The 21250-nt window shown below is 64.3% G+C and carries 25 protein-coding genes and 1 riboswitch; of the genes, 9 read left to right on the top strand and 16 right to left on the bottom strand.

The window, feature by feature from the left end; translation table 11 throughout:
- Window positions 1-6 precede the first annotated feature (6 nt).
- Window positions 7-363, bottom strand: a complete 357-nt coding sequence (locus CN97_RS17250) for a hypothetical protein (RefSeq protein ID WP_140418215.1) — start codon at window positions 361-363, stop codon at window positions 7-9.
- A gap of 188 nt (window positions 364-551) precedes the next feature.
- On the opposite strand from CN97_RS17250, the gene CN97_RS17245 reads away from it, so the two are divergent.
- Entirely contained in the window at window positions 552-1163 is a 612-nt protein-coding gene (locus CN97_RS17245; protein ID WP_035714053.1) for a hypothetical protein, read from the top strand.
- 98 nt (window positions 1164-1261) lie between these two features.
- Entirely contained in the window at window positions 1262-1729 is a 468-nt protein-coding gene (locus CN97_RS17240; protein ID WP_035714052.1) for a DUF411 domain-containing protein, read from the top strand.
- A 62-nt stretch (window positions 1730-1791) separates the two neighbouring features.
- On the opposite strand, the gene CN97_RS17235 is transcribed toward CN97_RS17240, so the two are convergent.
- The 11 genes from CN97_RS17235 to CN97_RS17190 all read right to left on the bottom strand — a co-directional run bounded on the left by CN97_RS17235 (window position 1792) and on the right by CN97_RS17190 (window position 10062).
- The gene (locus tag CN97_RS17235; RefSeq protein WP_169743201.1) at window positions 1792-2448 is read right to left on the bottom strand and encodes a hypothetical protein; all 657 of its coding nucleotides are present in this window, start codon (window positions 2446-2448) and stop codon (window positions 1792-1794) included.
- A complete protein-coding gene (locus CN97_RS17230) occupies window positions 2445-3170 on the bottom strand; it encodes a DsbA family protein (protein WP_051911390.1) in 726 nt (241 codons plus the stop codon). Before CN97_RS17230 ends, CN97_RS17235 begins: the two co-directional genes overlap by 4 nt.
- Window positions 3171-3274: 104 nt before the next feature.
- Entirely contained in the window at window positions 3275-3751 is a 477-nt protein-coding gene (locus CN97_RS17225) for a c-type cytochrome (protein WP_165053279.1), read from the bottom strand.
- Window positions 3748-5700 (bottom strand): penicillin-binding protein 2, encoded by a 1953-nt coding sequence (gene mrdA, locus CN97_RS17220; protein WP_035714048.1) that lies wholly within the window; start codon window positions 5698-5700, stop codon window positions 3748-3750. Before mrdA ends, CN97_RS17225 begins: the two co-directional genes overlap by 4 nt.
- Window positions 5687-6430, bottom strand: coding sequence for a ferric reductase-like transmembrane domain-containing protein (locus CN97_RS17215; protein ID WP_248700117.1), 744 nt, complete (start codon window positions 6428-6430; stop codon window positions 5687-5689). Before CN97_RS17215 ends, mrdA begins: the two co-directional genes overlap by 14 nt.
- Window positions 6427-6918 (bottom strand): hypothetical protein, encoded by a 492-nt coding sequence (locus CN97_RS17210; protein WP_035714045.1) that lies wholly within the window; start codon window positions 6916-6918, stop codon window positions 6427-6429. The genes CN97_RS17215 and CN97_RS17210 overlap by 4 nt, the downstream gene beginning before the upstream one ends.
- Window positions 6908-7336, bottom strand: coding sequence for a FixH family protein (locus CN97_RS17205; RefSeq protein WP_140418216.1), 429 nt, complete (start codon window positions 7334-7336; stop codon window positions 6908-6910). The genes CN97_RS17210 and CN97_RS17205 overlap by 11 nt, the downstream gene beginning before the upstream one ends.
- A complete protein-coding gene (locus CN97_RS17200) occupies window positions 7326-8309 on the bottom strand; it encodes a c-type cytochrome (protein WP_248700116.1) in 984 nt (327 codons plus the stop codon). The genes CN97_RS17205 and CN97_RS17200 overlap by 11 nt, the downstream gene beginning before the upstream one ends.
- Window positions 8310-8311: 2 nt before the next feature.
- Window positions 8312-8956, bottom strand: a complete 645-nt coding sequence (locus CN97_RS17195) for a c-type cytochrome (protein WP_035714039.1) — start codon at window positions 8954-8956, stop codon at window positions 8312-8314.
- 166 nt (window positions 8957-9122) lie between these two features.
- The gene (locus tag CN97_RS20805; protein WP_140418217.1) at window positions 9123-9497 is read right to left on the bottom strand and encodes a hypothetical protein; all 375 of its coding nucleotides are present in this window, start codon (window positions 9495-9497) and stop codon (window positions 9123-9125) included.
- 4 nt (window positions 9498-9501) lie between these two features.
- Window positions 9502-10062, bottom strand: coding sequence for a L,D-transpeptidase (locus tag CN97_RS17190; RefSeq protein WP_035714037.1), 561 nt, complete (start codon window positions 10060-10062; stop codon window positions 9502-9504).
- Between the two features lie 521 nt (window positions 10063-10583).
- Between CN97_RS17190 and CN97_RS17185 the strand changes: the two genes are divergently transcribed.
- From CN97_RS17185 to CN97_RS17175, 3 genes are all read left to right on the top strand, one after another.
- A complete protein-coding gene (locus CN97_RS17185) occupies window positions 10584-11147 on the top strand; it encodes a L,D-transpeptidase (RefSeq protein WP_035714035.1) in 564 nt (187 codons plus the stop codon).
- A gap of 290 nt (window positions 11148-11437) precedes the next feature.
- Entirely contained in the window at window positions 11438-11911 is a 474-nt protein-coding gene (locus tag CN97_RS20985; RefSeq protein ID WP_169743200.1) for a DsbA family protein, read from the top strand.
- 112 nt (window positions 11912-12023) lie between these two features.
- The gene (locus CN97_RS17175) at window positions 12024-12503 is read left to right on the top strand and encodes a hypothetical protein (RefSeq protein WP_051911383.1); all 480 of its coding nucleotides are present in this window, start codon (window positions 12024-12026) and stop codon (window positions 12501-12503) included.
- 5 nt (window positions 12504-12508) lie between these two features.
- Here CN97_RS17175 and CN97_RS17170 read toward each other — a convergent pair whose 3' ends face one another.
- The 3 genes from CN97_RS17170 to CN97_RS17160 form a co-directional block, all read right to left on the bottom strand.
- A complete protein-coding gene (locus tag CN97_RS17170; RefSeq protein ID WP_211253710.1) occupies window positions 12509-14641 on the bottom strand; it encodes a copper-translocating P-type ATPase in 2133 nt (710 codons plus the stop codon).
- 80 nt (window positions 14642-14721) lie between these two features.
- Complete coding sequence (gene copM / locus CN97_RS17165) at window positions 14722-15147, bottom strand: CopM family metallochaperone (protein ID WP_051911381.1); 426 nt, start codon at window positions 15145-15147, stop codon at window positions 14722-14724.
- A 37-nt stretch (window positions 15148-15184) separates the two neighbouring features.
- Complete coding sequence (locus CN97_RS17160) at window positions 15185-15373, bottom strand: heavy-metal-associated domain-containing protein (RefSeq protein WP_035714032.1); 189 nt, start codon at window positions 15371-15373, stop codon at window positions 15185-15187.
- A 173-nt stretch (window positions 15374-15546) separates the two neighbouring features.
- Here CN97_RS17160 and CN97_RS17155 point away from each other — a divergent pair, with 173 nt between their 5' ends.
- The 4 genes from CN97_RS17155 (at window position 15547) to CN97_RS17145 (ending at window position 19692) form a co-directional block, all read left to right on the top strand.
- Window positions 15547-18018 (top strand): heavy metal translocating P-type ATPase, encoded by a 2472-nt coding sequence (locus tag CN97_RS17155; protein ID WP_455423164.1) that lies wholly within the window; start codon window positions 15547-15549, stop codon window positions 18016-18018.
- Between the two features lie 12 nt (window positions 18019-18030).
- Window positions 18031-18492: a Cu(I)-responsive transcriptional regulator gene (gene cueR, locus CN97_RS17150; protein ID WP_084684241.1), complete on the top strand. Its 462-nt coding sequence runs from the start codon at window positions 18031-18033 to the stop codon at window positions 18490-18492.
- A 25-nt stretch (window positions 18493-18517) separates the two neighbouring features.
- Window positions 18518-18734, top strand: a riboswitch (cobalamin riboswitch).
- Between the two features lie 35 nt (window positions 18735-18769).
- Window positions 18770-18940 carry a CbtB domain-containing protein gene (locus CN97_RS20420; protein WP_084684240.1) on the top strand — a complete coding sequence of 57 codons (171 nt, stop codon included), beginning with the start codon at window positions 18770-18772 and terminating at the stop codon, window positions 18938-18940.
- A 17-nt stretch (window positions 18941-18957) separates the two neighbouring features.
- The gene (locus CN97_RS17145; protein ID WP_051911379.1) at window positions 18958-19692 is read left to right on the top strand and encodes a CbtA family protein; all 735 of its coding nucleotides are present in this window, start codon (window positions 18958-18960) and stop codon (window positions 19690-19692) included.
- Window positions 19693-20061: 369 nt separating this feature from the next.
- Here CN97_RS17145 and CN97_RS17140 read toward each other — a convergent pair whose 3' ends face one another.
- Window positions 20062-21057: a hypothetical protein gene (locus CN97_RS17140; RefSeq protein ID WP_248700115.1), complete on the bottom strand. Its 996-nt coding sequence runs from the start codon at window positions 21055-21057 to the stop codon at window positions 20062-20064.
- Window positions 21058-21250 lie beyond the last annotated feature (193 nt).

Here is a 21250-nt window from a genome sequence, read left to right as displayed (position 1 = left end):
GTAGGCTCAGATCACGGCGATCTTGGGAGGCCGCCCCGGGGGCGGAATGGCCAGCGAGGTGGGAAGCATGACGATACCAACCTCACCATCGGAAGACCGCGCGACAGTTTCCGGAACCCGGTCCGGCGCAGGAAAGGCCGCGGCGGCGAACATGCAGTGTTGCTGACAGAGCAACTGTTGGGTCACGTCGTCCGCACCGCCCATCCCCGGCATCTGCGCAAGATGACCGGCCATGGCCATCATCTGTGCATGGTCGTCCTGGAACTGCTGCCGTCCTTCGCCCAGTGCCACTACGGGCAGGATCGCCGCGACCAGATATGCGGCGGGGATCAGGACACGCATGCGAAACGACGACAAAGCCATGATTTATGTATCTATCAGGATTGGCTGCTCCCGTCATCTGACAGTTCGGTGTCCCTGATCGGCACCCGGCCTCGAATGTCTGCGGCATCAATGCCGCGTTTCCAAATCCTCCGTCGCACTGTCGCAGAGTTTACTGGTATCCATCGCAATTGCGCGGAACCTGCAAGAAAACGCGGGACAGCGACTCGATGGAAAAGCTTCTCCTCGCCCTTGCGGCAATCCTTGGCCTGGCGTCCTGCGGCGCCGAGCCGATCTGGGCACCCGATGAGGCCGTGGCCGCCGCGCGCTACGAACATCCCGGCCCGACCTCGGTCACGCTCTACACGGTACTCTCGACACGCAGCGGAGCGGGTGCTCATGCGGGCCTGCTGATCAACGGATCGCAGCGCGTGCTGTTCGATCCGGCTGGCACCTGGCGGCATCCCCGGCTGCCCGAACGCAACGACGTACACTACGGGATCACCCCGAAGATGGTGGATTTCTACATCGACTACCACGCCCGCGAGACCTACGACGTGGTTGAACAGACCGTCGAGGTTTCGCCCGAGGTCGCGGCACTGATCATGCAGCGGGCGATGGCCTATGGCGCGGTGCCGAAGGCGAACTGCACCATCGCGCTGTCGCGGGTGCTCGACGGCGTGCCCGGTTTTGAAAGTCTGCCGATGACCTGGTATCCGAAGCGGATGATGCAGGCGTTTGCCGAGTTGCCTGGCGTCGCCACACGGACAATCACCGACGATGACGCCGACGAGAACCATGGCGTTCTGCTGGTCCAGGCCGGGGATCCGCGGCTAGAGTAGCATTTCAGTGATCGGTGGCCGGGTTCACCAGACTTTGCTCGCGAATTCATGCGCCCGGAGCCATGGTTGCAGAAGAGTCTCATTGAAAGGCCGACATCATGACATTGTCCCGGCGCACGGTTCTCGCCGCTGTTCCTTGGCTGGCCGCAATTGCGGCAACCCCGGCCCTTGCCGGGGGTGACGAAAGCATCCACGTCGTCAAGGATCCAGGCTGCCCTTGCTGCAACGGGTGGATCGGACATCTACGCGACAGCGGCTTTCGCGTGACCTTCGAGGAACGCAGCATCGAGGAGCTTGAGGCGTTCAAGCGCGAGCGCGGCATTCCCGAGACCCTCGCCTCATGCCACACCGCCACCATCGGCGACTACACGGTCGAGGGGCATGTGCCCGCTGCCGACATCCGGCGGCTTTTGGCTGAACGCCCTGCTGCCGTCGGCCTCTCCGTTCCCAGAATGCCCTACGGGTCGCCGGGCATGGGCCCCGAGACCGAGCGCGAGGCCTATGACGTCATCCTCGTCGGCACGGACGGCAGCGGCAGTGTCTTCACGAGCTACGCCGCAGCCTGATCTCGATCAGCCGGTTGAGGTCTGTCCAGTGCCAATGACGCCTGGCACTGTTGGTGCTTTGGTCACCAGGGCAGACCGGAGGCGGTTGATCGCCAGCCGTCTTCCAGCGCGTCTTGCGGGACCACACCGTCCAGAGGTCTGATCGCGACGTCGAGCCTGCGAGCCGCATGATACCCCGTTGCCGCCATCACACCAGGCGTCGCGCCATAAGCGACCCGATAGCGCGACACGAAACTGTCGGTTCCGTCGTCACTGTCCCACCCGTCCGGCGGAACGGCCTGCTGCAAGACCGTAGTTGCCGACCGATACGCACGCGCGGCATCGCTGGCCAAAGGTTCGGGGCCAAGGACAATCACGACATCGGTCGGCTCGTCGGGCGTGCCGAACAGGCCTTCGACCAGCCCGGCTGCATCTCGTGGAAGCGGCAAGATCTGCACATCAACCCCGCCGAGATGCCCGTCGGACGTTTCGTTGGCGTGCCCGTCCCGTTCGTCCGCTGCCAGCAGGAAACCGCGGACGGCCTCTGCAAGGTTTTCCTCGACGTTCTCGCCGACGACCAGAAGGCTCACGGTGAACGAATGCGCCCAAGCAAACCCTGCAAGGCCGATCCACACCGCGGCCACGAGGACGGATTTTCCGATCCTGCCCAAGACCGTCACTCTGACCGGGAAGGGCCGCCAAAGAAGGATAACAGGAAGGCGTGGGATACGGGCACTCATTCGACAGCCCGTGCCGCTGACACCGCTTCGGCAAGCTGCGCCTTCTCGACGAAACCGGGGATCAGCTGGTCGCCTACCACAAAAGACGGCGTGCCGTTGAAGCCGAGCGCCTCGGCCAGTCGCATAGACGTGGCGATATGCTCCTCGACCTCGGGCGATTGCATGTCGGCCTTGAGCTGCTCGACATCGAGCCCGACCTCGCCCGCGATCCGCAGCACCGACTGTTCCTCCAACTTGGCGCGTGCGCCCATCAACGCATTGTGCAATTCGGCATACTTGCCCTGCTTCCGCGCGGCCAAAGCGGCCCGCGCCGCGATCGCTGACCCTTCGCTGAGTATGGGCCACTCCCGAAGCACAAGACGGATGTTTCCGTCTTCGGCCAGCAGGGCGTCGATTTCAGGCATCGCGCGTTTGCAGTAGGGACAGTTGTAATCGAAGAACTCCACCACCGTCACGTCGCCTTCCGGGTTGCCGAGGACCGGCGCGTTGGGGTCGCGCTCCAGCAGGGTGCGCTCGTCAGCCAGGGTCGCGGCGGCAGCGGCGGCCTGGGCCTCTGCTTGGCGTGCCTCCAGCGTCTGAAGCGCCTCGAGCACAAGCTCCGGGTTCTCGCGCAAGGTTTCGACGACCAGTTCCCTGATCCGGTCCTCGGTAATCTCCTGCGCCGGGGAAAGGCCGGGAGCGAAGACGAGAGTGATGGCAAGCAGGATTGACGTGACGCGCATGAGAAGTGCCTTGTGTGACGGATAAAGAGTTTCAGGCGGTCTGCACCCTCTAGTTCCTAGAGAGGCAAGCGGAAATCGGGAGGTCGGCGGACCTGCTTGCGGCTTCAAGGCGAACCTGCTTCCAACTGGCTACGTTCAGCCTGCGCGGCGCGGATGCGGTCGGGCCAGGTTGACCGGATATAGGCGAGGACGGCTTCGATGTCGTCTTCGGTCAGCTCGTCGCCAAACCCAGGCATGCCGGAGGTGAAGTCGACCCCCATATCGTCCAGCACCGCCTGCCCCCCGCGGCGGATGTAGTCCCGCAGCATCGCGTCCCCATGATGCCAGGTGTGGCCGGTTTCGTCGTGGGGCGGCGCGGGATAGGTGCCGTCCTCCCTCGCCGACTGCCAGTCCGGCTGCCCTTCCAGATTGGCACCGTGGCAGGAGGCGCATCTGGCCGCGTAAATGGCACGCCCACCTTCGATGTCGGGCGTGTCGTGAAAAAACGCACGGGCTGGAACCGACGAAAGTACAAAGGGGGTTGCGGCGACGGCGACTCCGAGAACGCTAAGGGAGCACGCCCTTCTGAGCCAGTGCATCATGTCCGGCTCACCGTAGCCGTCGTGCCGTCCGGCGGCAGGATGCGTTCGGACAAGAGAGCCAGGTCCTCCCGCACGCGCGCCCTCTGCGATGTCGGATAGGCGTCCTCGGGGGGCAAGCCGCCATGCTGCGCAAACAGCATGATGTCGCGCGCAATTGGCGCGGCGGCCGTTGACCCGCCGCCACCGTGCTCCACCACGACCGTGACGGCAAAGCGGGGCGCATCATACGGTGCGAAGGCCACGAACAGCCCGTGATCTCGACGGTTCCACGGCAGCTCGTCCTGCGAACGGACGCCTGCGGCCCGCTCAGCTGCGGTGATAGAGAAGACCTGGCTCGTTCCAGTCTTGCCCGCCATCGCCTGCGCCGGATCGGCGATGCGCGAGGCATAGGCCGTCCCGCGCTCGTGGTTCGAGACCTCGAACATGCCCTGTCGCACGATGGCCAGTGCTTCGGCCGACAGACCGAGTGGGGCCGGATCAGGATTGTCTTGGTCCTGCCCGCCAAACGGCCGCACCAGACGCGGCAGAACGGCGGTCCCCGACGCCAGTCGCGCCGTCATGGTAGCAAGCTGGATCGGCGAGGCGAGCGTGAAGCCCTGGCCGATTGAGGCATTGATGGTGTCCCCTATCAGCCAGTCCTGCCCATACCTTTCCTGCTTCCAAGCGCGCGACGGGTTGTTGCCATGCGCCATGCCGGACAGCGGAAGGTCGTACTTCTGGCCAAGCCCCAGCCGGTCGTTCATCGCGAAGATACCGTCGATGCCGATGCGCTGCGCGACCTCATAGAAGTATACGTCGCAGGACTCGCGCAGCGCGCCGACCATGTTCACTCGGCCATGACCACCGCGCTTCCAGCAGTGGAACCTGCGGCCGGAGATCTCGACATAGCCATTGCAGGCGACAGTCTCTTCCGGGTCCATCAGCCCGGTTTCCAGCGCGGCCAGCGCATTCGACATCTTGATCGTCGATCCCGGCGGATAGGCCCCCTGCACCGTCTTGTCGGAGAGCGGGCGGAATTCGCTGTCGCGGAGCGCGCCGTAGTCGCGGCTGGAAATCCCGCGGACGAAGAGGTTCGGATCGAAGGACGGCGCCGAGGTGCAGCCAAGAAGATCGCCGCTCGTCACGTCCATCACGATCGCGGCGGCACTTTGCCCTTCAAGGCGGACGCGCATGAAGTTCTGAAGGTGGTGGTCGAGGGTGACCTGCATGTCGGGGCCCGAGGTAGCAGGGTCGAGCGCCAGCTCGCGCATCGTGCGACCGGAGACATTGACCTCAACCCGCTGGGTTCCCGGCAGGCCGCGCAGGGCGCGTTCATGGCTGCGCTCGACCCCGGTCTTCCCGATTTCAAAATCGGGAAGGCGGAGCAGTGGCTCATTGTCGGCAGCCTCGTTTTCCAGATCGTTGTCGCTGACCGGTCCCACATAGCCGACCTGATGGGCGAAATCGGGCCCGAAAGGATAAACACGGGACAGGACCATCTCGGGGTGAACGCCCGGAAGCACGGGGGAGTTCAAGGCCACGATGGAAAGCTCGTCCCAGGTGACCCGGTCCTTTACCGTAATCGGAACGAAAGCCCGCACACGGGCCGTCTGCTCGCGGACCTTGGTCAGTGTTTCCTCGTCTAAACCAAGGAGTAGACGCAGCTTCTCGAGGACATCTTCGACATCCCGTGCTTCCTCCCGCACGAGCGTGATGCGGTAGGCCTGTTCGTTATCCGCAATGACCTTCCCAGCACGGTCAAAGATGCGCCCCCTGTCAGGACGTATCAGCCGCAGGCTGATCCGGTTTTCTTCGGCCAGCAGGTAGTATTGTTCGGCATCGCGGACGCCCAGTTGCCACATCCGGAAGCCGAGAACACTGACCACCGAGGACATCGCCCCACCCAGCAGGAGGGACCGCCGGGTCGTCTTCCTTGCCGCATGAGCGAGTTCGCGTTCAGATCGGCGCATGGCTTGCCTCCTCTCCCGGCAGTTCGGACGGGGCCTTGGCGCGGATGGTCTTCAGGTAAGCCGCCGCGCGCAGACCAAGGACTAGAACTACCAACCCGACGAACCAGAGCTGTAGCGGATTCGGCGGTGGCGTTGCCTGGTGGAAGCTCAGGAAATGCATGAAGAGGAAGTAGGCGACGTGGGCGACGGTCAGCCACCACATCGGCAGGACGCCCATCTGCAAGAACTTCCAGCCGGACAGCCCCAGACGCCGCATCGCGAAATCGCTCGACGTAGCGGCAAGCAGAACTGCGAGGACGAGGGCCGCGATCCCGATGACGTTGGCAAGCCCGAAACCATGCTGGAACATGACATAGGCCAAGAGGTCGGGATGCCATTCGAACCCGAACAGCCGCATCAGATCCCATTCGACCCAGCCGACGAGAATGATTGCCGCGTGGACGATCACCAGAAGGCAAGCATGGATACCCATCTCACGCCGGAACGGCAGCAGCGGAACCGCCGCGCGTAGGAAGCGGGTCAGCGGCCCGAAGGCCATCGACAGTGCGATCAGCACCAGCGAAGCATCCCCGAAGGCGCGGTTCCAGCGGTGCATCGGGCTAAATTGGGCATGAACTGCCGCAAAGCCCAGCACGAGCCCCATCGCAAGAATGGCCACGAGCGTGTGCCGGACCAGCGTTTTCCGGGCCAGCCCACGCATCGCTGACCGCAAACCAGTTGACGCTGTCACTGCGGGCCTCCCGTCATGGGAGTTTCAACGCCGCCGACAATGTGAAGGTCAGATCGGGACTCGCGAAACGCGCGCCAGGTGCGAAAGGCAGCATAGCCCATGACGATGACCCCGGCTACCGCGAGCCAGGGCCGGACGGGATCGAACCATGCAAGCAGCGCCGGACCACCGAAGATCAGCATCAGCACCTTGTTGCAGGTCGGACAGGCGATCCCGAGGAAGCTCGCAAGACCGCCTGCCCCGGATGTCCGCAGCCGGCATCGGGGAACCCAGAGCGTGACTGTCACTCCAGCCAAGAGTGCCGTCAGGACGGTGGCCCCGAACTCCCACGGACCAACCGGGGTCATGCGGACGAACAGCGGGTTAGCCCAGACTGCGGTCACCGTCCCGAGGACTGCGAACAGTGCGATACCGACTGCGGTGCCGCGAAGACTTCTGCGCAGGGTATCATTGTGCTGTGCCTGCTGTGTCAGTCCGTCACTCCGCATCAAATTCAACCTCTGCACGATCCTCGCCAAAACCAACGCTGACCACCCATCGCCCGGCCATCGGCAACTTCAGGTTCGCCCTCCAGGCCCCGGCCTCGATCAGTTGAAGCGGCGGATCAAAACCGTCCATGTGCATCTCGACCATCGCGAAGTTCACGTCGGGTCGCATGGCCGCCGTTTCGACAGCATCTCCATTCGGTGTGAACTGGATCTCGAGGCGGACGTCCCGGTTACCGAGCGCATAGACCTGGACGTCGATCCGACCATCCGGAAGGACTTCCGACACTTCGGCCGTCGGCACGTCCCGATCCGCAACGGTGTCTCGCGGATCGAGCGTGCCCACCGTCGCCCAGATGAACGCGGCTACAAGGGCAAAGACGCCCAGAGCAAGCGTCACAGCGAGCACTCTAGTTCTCATTGCCCATCTCCATTTGCGAGTGGTCCATCCCCGCCATCGGGGTCTCCATGGCAGGAGGCGCAGGTTCCGGGATGTCCCCGCTGCCGTCGGGGTCGAGCAGGTAGGTTGCGATGGCCTCGCGGTCGGCGTCGGTGAGGTACGAGGTGCCCTCAGCCACGACCTCCGCCATGCTGCCGCCGAAAGCGTCCCCGTTGGGCAGCAGCCCCGACTGGAGCGCATAGGCGAGGTTCGCGACCGTCCAGCCGCCTTCCAGAAGATCGGCTGTCAGGATCGACGGTGCCTTGCTGCCACCGGGAAGGCTGTCGTTTCCAGCGAACCGGGCGGATTCGTCAAGGCCGCCCGCAAGCGTTCGGCCGGTATGACAGGCCGCACAATGCGCCGCCCCTTCGACCAGCAAACGCCCGCGGTTCCACGGCGATGATGTGCCCATCAGCGCATCGGTATCCGGCGCGTCGAGGTAGGCGGCGCGCCAGAGCTTCAGCCCAGAGCGGAAACTGAACGGAAATCCCACATCATGCGCGGGGGCAGCATCCGCAACCGGCGGAACGGTGCGGAACGCCTCCCACAGGTCGGCGATCTCCTGATCCGTGAAGCCTGCGTAGAAGGAATATGTGAACACGGGATAGTAGGGGTCACCCTCGGGCGAAACCCCCTGGCGGACAGCTTTGGCGAAATCCTGAATGGTCCAGTCGCCGATCCCCGCAGTGGTGTGCGGGGTGATGTTCGGGGGCACAAAGGTACCGAAGGGCGTGTCGAGCGGCGCGCCTCCGGCGAGCGCCGGTCCTTTGGCTGCCGCGTTGGTGTGACAGGACACGCAGCCGCTGGCGCGGGCCAGATAGGCGCCGCGCTCTGCATCCCCGGGCGGGAACGCGGCGGGCTCGGGCGCGCCGATGGGCCAAAGCGCCAGAACCCCGGCACCGAACCCGGCCACAACGACCGGGACGATCACCGAAAAGCGGATCAAGCCCCGCATCGTCAGTTCCGACCGGCGCGAAATTGCGAATGGCAGGACGAACAGGTGGCGCTGATCCGGGTGAAGAGGTCGTCTGCCGCCAGCGTCGTCAGATCAAACGCCAGCGTCGCCGGGTCCGATGTGCCGCGCGAAACCTGGACCTCCGGGGGCCTTTCGCCGTAGCCCATCAATTCCGCTATCGTGAAGCCCTCATCTCCCTGTGGTGCCGGGGTCATGGCCATCGCCGAGTGATCCATCCCGGCCATATCTCCGGGCGGCGGCAGCGCCGGCTCAAGACCGTTCGGAGCTGCCACGGCGAGCGCGTCAGCGTAAGTCTTCAATTCCTCGGCAAGTGCTGCGAAGTCCTGCCAGTCGGACCAGATCTCCGGCCTGGCGTAGGTAACCCCTTCGAGGCTGCCTTCCGGGAACAGCGACAGCATCGTCTCGCCCGCGTGACCGGCAATGACGCTCGCACCCTCTGACACGATGAATGTGTCGTAGGGGACCGTGCCCTGCATCATCGGTGCCAGCTCAGCCACCGTGTCCCGCATCGCCGTCATTCCGTTCATCCGTTCCAGGACGACACCCGTCGCCCCGTTATGTGCCAGCGCCACTGCCGCGACTGCGGAAGCGGCAAGCGCCAAAGCGCCTGTCCATTGTGGTTTCATCTGCCTGACTGCCCTTGGTTTCTTGTTGTTGACCGATCCCGCGACCCGCCCTTCCGGCGGATCGTGAGGCTTGCACAACTGTCTGGTGTCAGGCTGACAGAGATTGAACTGTCGACAGAGCTGCGGAGAGCCTATCGAACCGTCAGACGCACGTCCGGCCTGACTGTCAGATACGGGTTCGGGGGGGAGGCAGGGTCACAGACGGGCCGCCGAAGCGGCGTTGCGACTGCGTCAGGTCCGATCGCAGAGTGATCACGATTGACAACGACAGTGCTGTGACCGGCCCCTCGGGCAGCACGAAAACAGTACAGGCGAGGCCCGGGTGGCATGCAGGTGCCTGCGCGGTCTCTTGCCCTAAGTTGCTCGCGATCTCGATTGAAGTCTCGGGATGATGATCTTCGACCGAGCCCGCCTCCGCAGCCTGTCCGAGAACCAGGCCAAGCGTCAGGACCAAGGACAATAGCCACATCGATACGAACCGCAACAACCTGTGCGAAAACAGGTCTTTGAGTGCGTTCGGTGAGGTCGAAGAACGTTTCATCTAGCTAGATCAGCTTCACTTGCGTCCCGACCGGCGTCCGGTCGAAAACTTCCTCGATATGTTCGTTGTAGAGCCCGATGCAGCCGTTCGACGAGCGGCGGCCGATCTTGCGCGTGTCGTGTGTACCATGGATGCGGTAGTATTGCCACGACAGGTAAAGGGCACGGGTGCCGAGCGGGTTGGTCGGGTCGCCGCCAGGCACGAACGCCGGCCATTCCGGGTTGCGTTCCCGCATCGACGGTGTCGGCGCCCAGCTCGGGTTCACCCGTTTCTCGACGACCTCGGTATAGCCCCGGCGGGTCAGCTCGTCCGATAGCGGGACCGAGCTTGGGTAGAGATACATCTGACCGTCGCTCGTCCAATGCTGGAGGACCTTGGCTGTCGTGTCGGAGATGATGATCCCGACCCCCAGAGCATCGAAGTGATCCCTCCACTCGTGGGTGCGGAAAGCCGAGATGTTGTTGCGGACCGGGCCCTGCGTGTCTTCCGACGCGATGGCGGCGCGACCGGTCACGAAAGGCGCGGCAAGTGCTCCGGCAACAAAAAGCCGTCGAGTGAATCGCATGTTCTGCTCCTTTTTGCAGAAGGCTTGCTTCCTTCCAACGTGGGAAGGTCAAACGGCTTTGCATCGCGGCCGGGTCACAAACAGGTGAATGCGTTGCGTTTTCGCCAATCCTGCAAGGAATTTAACCCCTCACTCCGATGTGATCAGTAGGTGCTTACGTGAGAGGGGCTATGCTCCTGCCATGCGATTGATCACCGCTCTTCTGTGCAGCTTCTTCCTGCTCGCCATCCTTTTCGGACTGGCGCATTCAGAACGATCGCCGCACGGAACGCATGCTGACGCACTTCACGCCCAGCCCCTGATACAGGATGCGCTCTGCGGCGAGGGGTCAGGACACGGGACGTGTCATCTTGTTTTCCCCGGCGAGCCATTGCTTGTCACTCTGATGGCGGTGGCCGGATCGTCGCATTTCGAGATCACGCCGGTCATGGGCTCCAGCCGCAGTTTGGACCCCCATACCCCTCCGCCGCGACGCGTCTCCTGAACGAACCCGATCCTTCTCGTTCCTCTCAGGAGACAGCATGATTTCCCGACGCTTCCTCATTGGCGGGGCCGCACTTGCAGCGCTGTCCTCGCCCACCATCCTTCGGGCCCATACCGCAGAGCCATTCGTGCTGGCCGACGAGTTCCAGCCGCGCGAGGTGCGCGTCCGCGAGCAGCACGCGCCCGGACAGATCCTCGTGTTCCCGCGAAGCTTCTTTCTCTACCATGTCTTCGACACCGAGCGTGCGATCCGTTACGGAGTCGGTGTCGGCAAGGCCGGACTTGCCTTCAGGGGGTCCGCGATCATCGAGCGCAAGGCCGAATGGCCTGCTTGGCGTCCGACGAACGACATGATCCGCCGCAATCCTGACCGTTATGCCCAGTTCGCCGATGGTGTCCCAGGCGGGCCGAACAACCCCCTTGGGGCGCGCGCGCTCTACCTTTACCGGGAAGGGCGCGATACCTACTACCGTATCCATGGCACGACCGAGCCGTGGTCCATCGGCCAGTCCGTGTCGAACGGTTGTATCCGGATGCTAAACGAGCATGTGATCCAGCTCTACGAACAGGTGCCGGTTGGAACACCGGTGACTGTGGTGTGAACGTGAGACGCCGCGACTTTCTTGTCTTCGGCGGGATCGTTGCCCTTATCTATGGTCTGCGTGCCCTTCCCTGGGACCGGCTCCCGGGCCGAGGGCCGCGCTATGCCGACATTGCGGATCTGCCGCCGTTTCGCCGCCATGAAGGGAGTGGCCAAACGTCCGGAGCAACGCCGGCATTCATTGGCCTCGATCCGCCGTCAGAAGATGCAGACCAGCGCCTCGCGCGTGCTGAAGTTGTGCGTGTCGACCCCTGCCCTGCCCTCTTTGGCACCGACGGGACACCGGGAGTCGTGCCGATTGCCTATTTCAGCGAGTTCCGCTGCCCCTACTGCCGGGCGCTGGAGCGGGACCTCGACACATTGCTGGCCGAATTTCCTGCCTCCTTCCGCCTTGTCCAACATGAACTCCCCATCTTCGGACCTCCCTCCGAGCTTGCCGCGCGCGCTTCGGTCGCGGCTGCACGGCAAGGCAAGCAGCAGGAGCTTCGCCGCCGCTTCATGCGAACACCGCTCGTGGCCGAGGAGGCCTCAGTCCTGCGCGTGGCGGCCGACGTCGGTCTCGACGCCGACCGGCTGGCCCGCGACATGACATCCCCGGAAGTGCAGGCAGACCTCGACCGGACGCGGGCACTTGCCGACATATTCGGGTTTGTCGGCACTCCGGGCTTGGTGGTGGGACGGACCGTCCTGAACGGCGCGATCCCCTATGCGCTGCTGCGCCGGATTGCAGAGGACGAAGCATCCATGCCGGACCCGGTCTGCTGAGGTCATGAACACGCCGTCGCACATGCTGATCGGGGCTGCCGTCTGCACGCGGCCACTAGCACCGGCAACCTTGATCGCAGCGCTCGCAGGAGGGCTAGCCCCGGACCTGCCGATGTTTGCGATGGTGCTCTGGGCGACCCGGGTTGTTGGCGTGCCAGAACATGAGGTCTTCAGCACGCTTTTCTTCTCAGAGACCTGGCAGTCGGTCTTTGCGATTGACCACAGCTTCTTTTTCTGGGGAGGGCTGCTCGGGTTGGCTGTCTGGCGCAGACAGATCATCCTGCGCGCCTTTGCGGGTGCCGGTCTCCTGCATGCCCTTGCGGATTTCCTGACCCATCACGATGACGCCCGCCGCCAATTCTGGCCCGTCTCGGACTGGGTGTTCCGCAGTCCGGTCAGCTATTGGGACGCGCGGTTCTACGGCAATGTTTTCGGGTTGTTCGAGGTCGCCTTGGTCGTGACGCTGGCCGCCTTCCTGTGTTGGCGGCTGGCGCGATGGCGGGAGCGTCTGCTGGTCCTTGTCGTCGCCGCGCCGGTCCTGCTTCCAGTTCTGATGACCGGCAGCCTGCATGGGCTGCATGGTATGGGATAAGCGCGTCAGCCCTGGTAGCGCCGCAAAAGCTGGGCGTTGATCGCGACGATGATGGTCGAGGCCGACATGAACACCGCCCCGACTGCCGGGGTCATCATGAACCCGGTCCCGAAGGTGATCCCCGCCGCCATCGGGATGGCAAAGGCGTTGTATCCCGTGGCCCAGATCAGGTTCTGCACCATTTTGGAATAGGTTGCGCGCGACAGGCCGAGGATTGCCTCGACATCGCGCGGGTCGGAGCGGACGAGCACGACGTCGGCCGATTCCACCGCCACATCCGTGCCTGCGCCGATGGCGATGCCGAGATCAGCCTCGACCAGCGCCGGGGCGTCGTTGACCCCGTCGCCGACCATCGCGACCTTCAACCCGCGCGCCCGCAGTTCCCGCACCTTGGCCGCCTTCTGGTCCGGCAGCACCTGGGCGAAGTATTCGTCGAGGCCCAGCTCCTTTGCGACCGACTTTGCAACACCCTCGGCATCGCCCGTCATCATGATCGACTGCACACCGCGGGCCCTGAGCCGGGCAACCACGTCGCGCGATTCCGCCCGAACGATGTCCGCCAGCGCGAAAAGCGCATGCGGCTTGCCGTCCTTGACCAGAACGACCACCGTCTTGCCTGCCTCTTCCAATGCCGCAAGGCGCGGATCAGTGACGGGCGTGTTCTGTCGGCGCAGGTGGCCGGGGCTGACGATGGCCACCTCCTGCCCGTCCACCCTCGCGGTCACGCCCGCGCCGGTGATGCTCTGCAACCCCTCCGGTGCCGGGAAGGCGATTCCCTTGCCCGTTGCAGCCGCCACGATCCCCTGCGCAATCGGATGCTGCGACTGGCTTTCGACCGAGGCTGCCATGCGCAGCGCCGCAGCCTCGTCGCCACCCTCAAGCATGACGATATCGCTGACGCCGAACCTTCCCTCGGTCAGCGTTCCCGTCTTGTCAAAGACGACTGCGTTCAGGTCTCGTGCCCGCTCGAAGGCGGCACGGTCGCGGATTAGCAGGCCGTTCTTGGCCGCGAGCGAGGTTGACACTGCCACGACCAAGGGCACCGCAAGGCCAAGCGCATGGGGGCAGGCGATGACCATCACCGTTACCATCCGCTCCAGCGCGAAGGTGACGCTTTCGCCTGCCCAAACCCAATACGCGAACGACCCGAGGCCCACGGTGATTGCGACCCAGGTCAAGACTGTCGCCGCGCGTGTGGCAAGGTCTTGAGTCCGCGACCGGCTGTTCTGCGCGGCCTTCACCATGGCGATGACCTGCGACAGATATGTGGCCTCGCCCGTCGCCTTCACCTCGATGGTGACCGCACCCTCGCCGTTGACCGCCCCGCCGATCACTGTCTCGCCCGTGGTCCGGTTGACCGGCTTCGACTCGCCGGTCAGCATGGCCTCGTTGAACGAAGAGGTTCCTTCGGTGATCGTGCCATCGACCGGCACCTTTGCGCCGGGGCGGATCACTACGCGGTCGCCTGCGACCAGAGCCGCAACGGGCACCTCTTCCGTCCCGCCATCCGCTTTGACGCGTAGCGCCGTATCGGGCAGGAGGCGCACCAGTTCCTCCAGCGCCCGCGAGGCGCCGAGGACCGAGCGCATTTCCAGCCAGTGACCCAGCAACATGATGGTCACCAGCGTGGCGAGTTCCCAGTAGAACGGTTCGCCCCCCGGAAGGCCAAGGGTGACGGCGGCGGAGTAAAAATAGGCGGTGGAAATCGCCAGCGCGACCAGCGTCATCATCCCCGGACGGCCGCTGCGAACTTCGGGAAGCGCGCCGGTCAGGAAGGGCCAGCCGCCCCAGAAATAAATGATCGAGGACAGGGCCAGGGCCACCCATTCCTCGGCGGCGAACAGCGGGGCCATCCCTTGCCCAAGGAAATCGCGCACCATTGGCGACAGGACCAGGACCGGGATGGTAAGGACGAGGCAGACCCAGAACCGGCGGCGGAAATCGGCCACCATGTCGCCGTGGCCTGCGTCGGCACCACCGCCCTGCGGCGCATGCCCCATCGCAGCATGATCGACGGATTTCGCGCCAAGGCCCATCGCAGCGTGATCAATTGAGGACTTTGCACCATGCCCCATTGCGGCATGGTCCATTCCGGCCATCGGCGGCGGGGTGTCCGGTTTCTGCGCGTTGTTGGTCATGGAACCGAACTCCCTGCGTCCCGGATTTGCAGGGGGCGCGGCCAATCCCGACCGCGCCGCCCAAGGTCATCATCCCGGGCTTACATGCCCTTGGAGGCGAGAAACGCCTTGAGCGTGGCGATCTCGGATTCCTGCGCAGCGATGATCGCCTCGGCCAGTTCGCGCATCCCGGGATCCGTGCCAAATTCAAGCTGGATCTTCGCCATATCGATGGCCGCTTGGTGGTGCGGGATCATGCCCGCGGCGAAATCGACATCCACGTCACCCGTATAGGGCACCATCATGTCCGCCATCATCTTGTCCATCGCGGCCGCATAGGCCACGGTTGCCGGATCATTGGCCAGTTCCGGCGGGATCAGCGTGGCATGGCTCATCATCGCCATGCCATCGCCCCCCATGTTCATGCCCGAGTGGTCCATCCCCGCCATGCCGTCCGACTGGGCATACACGTAAGTTCCGCCTGCCACCATCGCGGCGAGAACAGCACCGATTGCGATCTTCTTCATGGTCGTTTCCTTTTCTCTGTTGTGGAAAGTCTGTGCTTCAGGCGGGCGCGTAGCCGACCTCGGTCAGCGCCGCTGTCAGCCGCTCACGGGGGGCCACAGACTTGACGTCGACCTTGTGGGTTCCGGGGTCCGCGCTGACCTCCGCCGCCGGATCGACCGACTGGATGGCCTTGGTCACGCTGCGCACGCAGCCGCCGCAGGTCATGTTCTCGATATGGAACTGCATGAGTGCCTCCTTCAGCGTTTTGCCTCATGCGCCATCAGATAGGGCTTCCCACGGTTGTAAGGTCAACCCCACAAAGCCGTGAGGTGAAAATTGAAGTTACCCCTTGACCTTCCCATGATGGGAAGCCCTATCTCCGTTTGCGGAAGCACCTTGAAAGGAGTCCCGCAATGAACATGCAGGCAAGGCAACCATCCGTAACCGCCACAGCCCGGATGGTGATCGACGTCGAGGGCATGACCTGCGCCTCCTGCGTGGCGCATGTCGAACGGGCGCTGAAAGCGGTGCCGGGGGTGGCAACGGCATCGGTCAATCTCGCGACCGAGCGCGCCGAAGTGACCGGCCCGGCGCTGGACCGCGCGGCTTTGGTACAGGCGGTGGAGGGTGCAGGCTACGCCGTACCCGCGCGTCCCGTGGATCTGGAGATCGAGGGAATGACCTGCGCCTCCTGCGTTGCGCGGGTGGAACGGGCGTTGAAAACGGTGCCGGGCGTGACCTCTGCCGCCGTCAACCTTGCGACCGAGCGGGCGACAGTGACCGGGTCTGCCGATCTGGCATCGCTGATCCGTTCAGTTGCTGATGCGGGGTACGAGGCCCGCCCCGCTGCGCCTGCCATGGCTGCGGCGGACGAGACCGCCGCGAAGAAAGCCGCAGACGAGGCGTTGCTCAAGCGCGACCTGCTGATTGCCGCCGCGCTGACGCTGCCGGTGTTCGTGCTGGAGATGGGGTCGCACCTGTTCATGTGGGTCCACATGGCGGTGATGAACACCATCGGCATGCAGGCCAGCTGGCTGATCCAGTTCGCCCTGACCACCGCCGTCCTGTTCGGCCCCGGCCTGCGCTTCTTTCGCAAAGGCCTGCCCGCGCTGGCCCGTCTGGCCCCCGACATGAACAGCTTGGTCGCGGTGGGCACCTCGGCCGCCTACGGCTATTCGCTGGTCGCCACCTTCGCCCCCGGCGTGCTGCCGCAAGGGACCACTTTCGTCTACTACGAGGCGGCAGCGGTGATCGTGACGCTGATCCTGCTTGGCCGCTATCTCGAGGCCCGCGCCAAGGGCCGCACGTCGGAGGCAATCAAACGGCTGGTCGGCCTTCAGTCCAAGACCGCCCGCGTCGTCCGGGACGGCGCGACGGTCGAGGTGCCCGTTGCCGAGGTCCGCCCCGGCGATGTGGTCGAGGTCCGCCCCGGTGAGCGGGTGCCGGTCGACGGCGAAGTCACGTCCGGCGCAAGCTGGATCGACGAAAGCATGATCTCGGGCGAACCCGTGCCCGTCGAAAAGACCGCAGGCAGCGCCGTCACCGGTGGCACCGTCAATCAGACCGGCGCCTTCACCTTCCGCGCGACAGCGGTGGGCGAAGCGACGATGCTCGCGCAGATCATCCGCATGGTCGAGGCCGCACAGGGTGGCAAGCTGCCGATCCAGGCGCTGGTCGATCAGGTGACGATGTGGTTCGTGCCCGCTGTCATGGCCCTCGCCGCGCTGACGTTCGCCGTCTGGCTGGTCTTCGGCCCCGACCCCGCGCTGACCTTCGGCCTCGTCAACGCCGTCGCCGTCCTGATCATCGCCTGCCCCTGCGCGATGGGTCTGGCCACGCCCACCTCGATCATGGTCGGTACCGGGCGCGGTGCGGAACTGGGCGTCCTCTTCCGCAAGGGCGAGGCGCTGCAATCGCTGCAAGGCGTGAAGGTGGTGGCGCTTGACAAGACCGGCACGCTGACCGAGGGCAAGCCCCGGCTGACCGACCTCGTGCTGGCTGACGGCTTTGACCGGGCCGCGGTCCTCGCCGCCGTCGCGGCGGTCGAGGCGAAGTCCGAACACCCGATCGCCCGCGCCATCGTCACGGCGGCGGCCGAGGAAGGGTTGCCCCTGCCCGACGTCACGACCTTCGACTCCGTCACTGGCTTCGGTGTCACCGCCGTTGCGGGCGGGCAGAAGATCGAAGTCGGGGCCGACCGCTACATGGTGAAGCTCGGCCTTGACGTAACCCCCTTCGCCGACACCGCCGCGCGGCTTGGCGACGAAGGCAAGTCGCCGCTATATGCCGCTATCGACGGGAAGTTGGCTGCGATCCTCGCCGTCGCCGACCCGATCAAGGACACCACACCGCAAGCGATCCGCGCCCTGCACGCCCTTGGCCTGAAGGTCGCCATGATCACCGGCGACAATGCCCGTACCGCCAATGCCATCGCCCGCCAGCTTGGCATCGACGAGGTGGTGGCCGAGGTCCTGCCCGACGGCAAGGTCGATGCAGTGAAGCGGCTGAAGGGCATCGGCCAGCTTGCCTATGTCGGCGACGGCATTAACGACGCGCCCGCGCTGGCCGAGGCGGATGTCGGCATTGCCGTCGGTACCGGCACCGACATCGCTATCGAGGCGGCGGATGTGGTGCTGATGACCGGGCGGCTGACCGCCGTGTCGGACGCCATCGCACTCTCCAAGGCAGTGATGCGCAACATCCGGCAGAACCTGTTCTGGGCCTTCGCCTACAACGCGGCGCTGATTCCGGTTGCCGCAGGTGTCCTGTGGCCCGCCTTCGGCCTCCTGCTGTCGCCGATCTTCGCCGCCGCCGCGATGGCCCTCTCATCCGTCTTCGTGCTCGGCAACGCACTTCGGCTGCGGCGGTTCGCGCCAGCGGTCGTCAACTGAGGGAGACCTGTCATGAACATCGGTGAAGCCGCAAAGGCCTCGGGCGTGTCCGCCAAGATGATCCGCTACTACGAATCCATTGGCCTGATCCCGGCAGCAGGACGGACCGAGTCGGGCTATCGGGTCTACGCTCCAACCGAAGTGCAGATGCTGCGCTTCATCCGCCGGTCCCGCGACCTGGGCTTTCCCGTCGAGAAGATCGAGGAACTGCTCGCTCTTTGGCGCGACCGCACCCGCCAGAGCGCGGACGTGAAGCGTCTGGCGACGGAGCAGATCGACGGCCTCGAACGCAAAGTGCGCGAGATGCAGGCCATGATCGACACGCTGCGCCACCTGGCGGACGCCTGCTGCGGCGACCACCGGCCCGACTGTCCGATCCTTGCGGATCTCGGACAAGGAGTGGAGCATGGACTTAATGGGACGGGGCAGCACGGCTCCAAGGGCGGACCGATGCAGCTTTCGCCCATCCGGTAGTCAGTTGACTTCGGACAGGATCGGCGCGAGCCTATCAGCGTTTGGTGTTCAAGGGGTGCAGAGCCCTGGAACTCAATCGGGAATGGGGAAGGGCGGACCCAGTTGCGGCGCCCGAAGCCTCAGCCGCCCCCGCGACTGTATGCGGTAGCGGCCCTTCATCAAGCCACTGGGCGACTGCCCGGGAAGGCGAAGGGCCGTGCTGATCCGCGAGCCAGGAGACCGGCCAGACTTCGATGAAACCCATTCCCGTCGGGTGTGACGGGCGGAGACCTGTTGCATGACCACATCGACTCTTGCCGTTTCGCCTTCGAATGCTTCCCTTCGGCCGGTTCTCCTAAGCGCCGTGTTCGGGGCAGCTTTGCTATTTTTCGCAGGGTTCTCCCAGCCCGATGCGCTGCACGCAGCGACTCACGACACCCGGCACGCGACCGGATTTCCCTGTCACTGACGGCTGGAGGTCATGTCATGTCCAAGACCCTGCTTTCTGGCGGGCTGATTGCGGGTGCCTTGGCCGGCGTCGTAGTCGCTCTGCTCCAGCTGTGGCTGATCCAGCCTCTGATCATCGAAGCCGAACGCTATGAAACCGGAGAGTTGGCTCTGCCGCTGGTCCAAACCGAAGATCAGCCTGGCATGTCGACAACGATCCAACCCGATGACATGCAAATTGAGGGAACCCATCTGTCCCGAGCTGGTCTGACCGTCATTTTTCTGACGCTGACGTGGTGTGGGTTCGGGCTCCTGGCTGGCGCTTCAATGTCTGCTGCGCAGATGTCAACGAACGTCCGGCCCTTCTCGGCAGTCGGGATTGCCGTATCCGGATTTGCCGTGGCATTTCTCGCCCCCGCGCTCGGCTTGCCGCCAGAGCTTCCGGGAATGCCTGCAGCAAATCTCAGTTCGCGCCAGTTGTGGTGGATTTTGACACTCGTTGCCACAGCTGCCGGATTGGCACTCACCCTCCGGTTTGAGAACTGGGCGGCGCGTGGAGTCGCACTCGCCGTCATCTCTTTGCCCCACGTTGTGGATGCTCCAACCGTGCCTGTTGCCGCACCAATGATCCCGCCCGACCTTGCCGGACTTTATGTCGCTCGGGTCTTGGGTGTGAATTTCTTGGGTTGGCTCGTTCTGGGTGCCTTGCTCGAACGGCTTCTTGCAGGCCCGCTAGGAAGGAAATTGCCAACGTATCGCAAAATGCTTGACTAGACCCTATCACCTTGCGCCATCAGGCTTCCCGCGCTTCTCGAACCAACTATGGCAAAACTTGATGTAGTAGGGTCGTGGCGCTCCGGTTCGATCTCTTTGGAAGGTATTCAGTCCGACGGCGGTGGCCCACGAGGGGAGGCTGGGATTTCAGATGATCAGGCCTTTTCTTGTTGCCAGTCCTCCCAGTATGTCCCGATACTCCGTGATGCCTCGAGTTGGCCCGATGTGTTCGTTCCGCGCAAGATGTGCTGGTAGTTTCCGTTGGATGGACGATCATCTGGGGCACCATCCATTCGCTCAGGACGGTTTGCAAATCGTCGGGCGCTGATCCCATTCAGTCAGGACACCAATACAATCTCCGTCCTTCTTTCATGACAATATCCGCCACATCCGATACCGCCCCTGTCCGGTCACCTCGCGGATCAGAGTCCGCGCCTCCATCCACGCAAGATTTCGCTGGACGGCCGCGCGACTGGCGCCGGTCAGGGTCTCGGCCATCGGAGCGGAAACGAGTGGCCATTCGGTCAACACGGCGCGCAAGGACGGGGGCGTCTTGCCCGAAAGTCGCGCAATCTCGGCCTCCGCCCGCGCCGCCCACGCCTCGATATCATCAAGGTGCCGCATCGCTGTCAGACATGCCGTCTCCATCCCATGGAGCCAGCGCGCAAGACGGTCAGCCGGTAGGCCACCGGAGCGCAGCCCCTCGGCCCCGGCCATGGCCAGAGGCGCAAAGATTGCCCCTTTCCCATCACTGGCTGCGATCCGCGCTGCGGTGACTGCCGCTTCCATGCGGTCGCCGTACTGCCCGAGTCCTGCGAGGCTCCAGAGGTGAAAGCCCAAGCAAGCGCGAGTGATCGGGTGCAGTTCAGCGGCATCCGCCATCAGGCCTAACCAACCGCCCGCGCGATCCGCGAAGGACTCGGCTTCAGCTGGGATATTCTCGGCGTCACGGCGGTCGAGAAAGGCAGATAGGTCGGCTTCGGGTCCAGGCCCACCTGTCAGCCGCCGCACTGCCCAACCGACACGCGCGAGCGCCGCCGTGTCGTCTTGCACACCGGACAAGCGCATGGAGATCCAGAGCGCTAGCCGATCTGAGCCAATCCGGTCGCCTGAAAACCAGCTCAGATCAGCCGCTTCGATCAGGGCAAGCCGGTGCCGCCATCCCTCCGGGCCACGTCGCAACCGATCGTCGAGCGCGCCTAGTCGGCCCGCGGCGCGAGCGAGACGTGCGGCGTGGCCCGCCTCGGCCTTTCGCCAGTCGTCGAGGACCGCAGTTTCGCGGCGTTCGGCACGTGGCCAGGGCGGCAGATCGTCGGGCTCCTCTTCAATCGGGCCGGGCAGGAACCACTGTCGCTTTTCCTTCACGATTTCACTGCGTGGTTTTCACATGATTTCCGCAAGGTACCTCCGGAAGTGGCGCGGGTTTCTGCTTTGCGATTTCAATTTCATTATGGACTTCAATAGGTTTTGAAGGGCACGGCGGCATGACAGCGCTCAGCAAAGATCGGCCTTTGGAGCGGGCAGCTTACCGCGCTTCAGACGAGGCTTGGTCGAAGGC

The sequence above is a fragment of the Haematobacter massiliensis genome (genome assembly GCF_000740795.1).
Taxonomy (GTDB): domain Bacteria; phylum Pseudomonadota; class Alphaproteobacteria; order Rhodobacterales; family Rhodobacteraceae; genus Haematobacter; species Haematobacter massiliensis.
The sequence above is the reverse complement of the archived record's forward strand: the minus strand, read 5'-3'. Positions and strand labels throughout refer to the sequence as shown.

Excerpts from the sequence above, each read along its gene's own strand:
- CN97_RS17250 (WP_140418215.1), bottom strand. The coding sequence starts at position 363 with ATGGCTTTGTCGTCGTTTCGCATGCGTGTCCTGATCCCCGCCGCATAT.
- CN97_RS17245 (WP_035714053.1), top strand. The coding sequence starts at position 552 with ATGGAAAAGCTTCTCCTCGCCCTTGCGGCAATCCTTGGCCTGGCGTCC.
- CN97_RS17240 (WP_035714052.1), top strand. The coding sequence starts at position 1,262 with ATGACATTGTCCCGGCGCACGGTTCTCGCCGCTGTTCCTTGGCTGGCC.
- CN97_RS17235 (WP_169743201.1), bottom strand. The coding sequence starts at position 2,448 with ATGAGTGCCCGTATCCCACGCCTTCCTGTTATCCTTCTTTGGCGGCCC.
- CN97_RS17230 (WP_051911390.1), bottom strand. The coding sequence starts at position 3,170 with ATGCGCGTCACGTCAATCCTGCTTGCCATCACTCTCGTCTTCGCTCCC.
- CN97_RS17225 (WP_165053279.1), bottom strand. The coding sequence starts at position 3,751 with ATGATGCACTGGCTCAGAAGGGCGTGCTCCCTTAGCGTTCTCGGAGTC.
- mrdA (WP_035714048.1), bottom strand. The coding sequence starts at position 5,700 with ATGCGCCGATCTGAACGCGAACTCGCTCATGCGGCAAGGAAGACGACC.
- CN97_RS17210 (WP_035714045.1), bottom strand. The coding sequence starts at position 6,918 with ATGCGGAGTGACGGACTGACACAGCAGGCACAGCACAATGATACCCTG.
- CN97_RS17205 (WP_140418216.1), bottom strand. The coding sequence starts at position 7,336 with ATGAGAACTAGAGTGCTCGCTGTGACGCTTGCTCTGGGCGTCTTTGCC.
- CN97_RS17200 (WP_248700116.1), bottom strand. The coding sequence starts at position 8,309 with ATGCGGGGCTTGATCCGCTTTTCGGTGATCGTCCCGGTCGTTGTGGCC.
- CN97_RS17195 (WP_035714039.1), bottom strand. The coding sequence starts at position 8,956 with ATGAAACCACAATGGACAGGCGCTTTGGCGCTTGCCGCTTCCGCAGTC.
- CN97_RS20805 (WP_140418217.1), bottom strand. The coding sequence starts at position 9,497 with ATGAAACGTTCTTCGACCTCACCGAACGCACTCAAAGACCTGTTTTCG.
- CN97_RS17190 (WP_035714037.1), bottom strand. The coding sequence starts at position 10,062 with ATGCGATTCACTCGACGGCTTTTTGTTGCCGGAGCACTTGCCGCGCCT.
- CN97_RS17185 (WP_035714035.1), top strand. The coding sequence starts at position 10,584 with ATGATTTCCCGACGCTTCCTCATTGGCGGGGCCGCACTTGCAGCGCTG.
- CN97_RS17175 (WP_051911383.1), top strand. The coding sequence starts at position 12,024 with ATGTTTGCGATGGTGCTCTGGGCGACCCGGGTTGTTGGCGTGCCAGAA.
- CN97_RS17170 (WP_211253710.1), bottom strand. The coding sequence starts at position 14,641 with ATGACCAACAACGCGCAGAAACCGGACACCCCGCCGCCGATGGCCGGA.
- copM (WP_051911381.1), bottom strand. The coding sequence starts at position 15,147 with ATGAAGAAGATCGCAATCGGTGCTGTTCTCGCCGCGATGGTGGCAGGC.
- CN97_RS17160 (WP_035714032.1), bottom strand. The coding sequence starts at position 15,373 with ATGCAGTTCCATATCGAGAACATGACCTGCGGCGGCTGCGTGCGCAGC.
- CN97_RS17155 (WP_455423164.1), top strand. The coding sequence starts at position 15,547 with ATGCAGGCAAGGCAACCATCCGTAACCGCCACAGCCCGGATGGTGATC.
- cueR (WP_084684241.1), top strand. The coding sequence starts at position 18,031 with ATGAACATCGGTGAAGCCGCAAAGGCCTCGGGCGTGTCCGCCAAGATG.
- CN97_RS20420 (WP_084684240.1), top strand. The coding sequence starts at position 18,770 with ATGACCACATCGACTCTTGCCGTTTCGCCTTCGAATGCTTCCCTTCGG.
- CN97_RS17145 (WP_051911379.1), top strand. The coding sequence starts at position 18,958 with ATGTCCAAGACCCTGCTTTCTGGCGGGCTGATTGCGGGTGCCTTGGCC.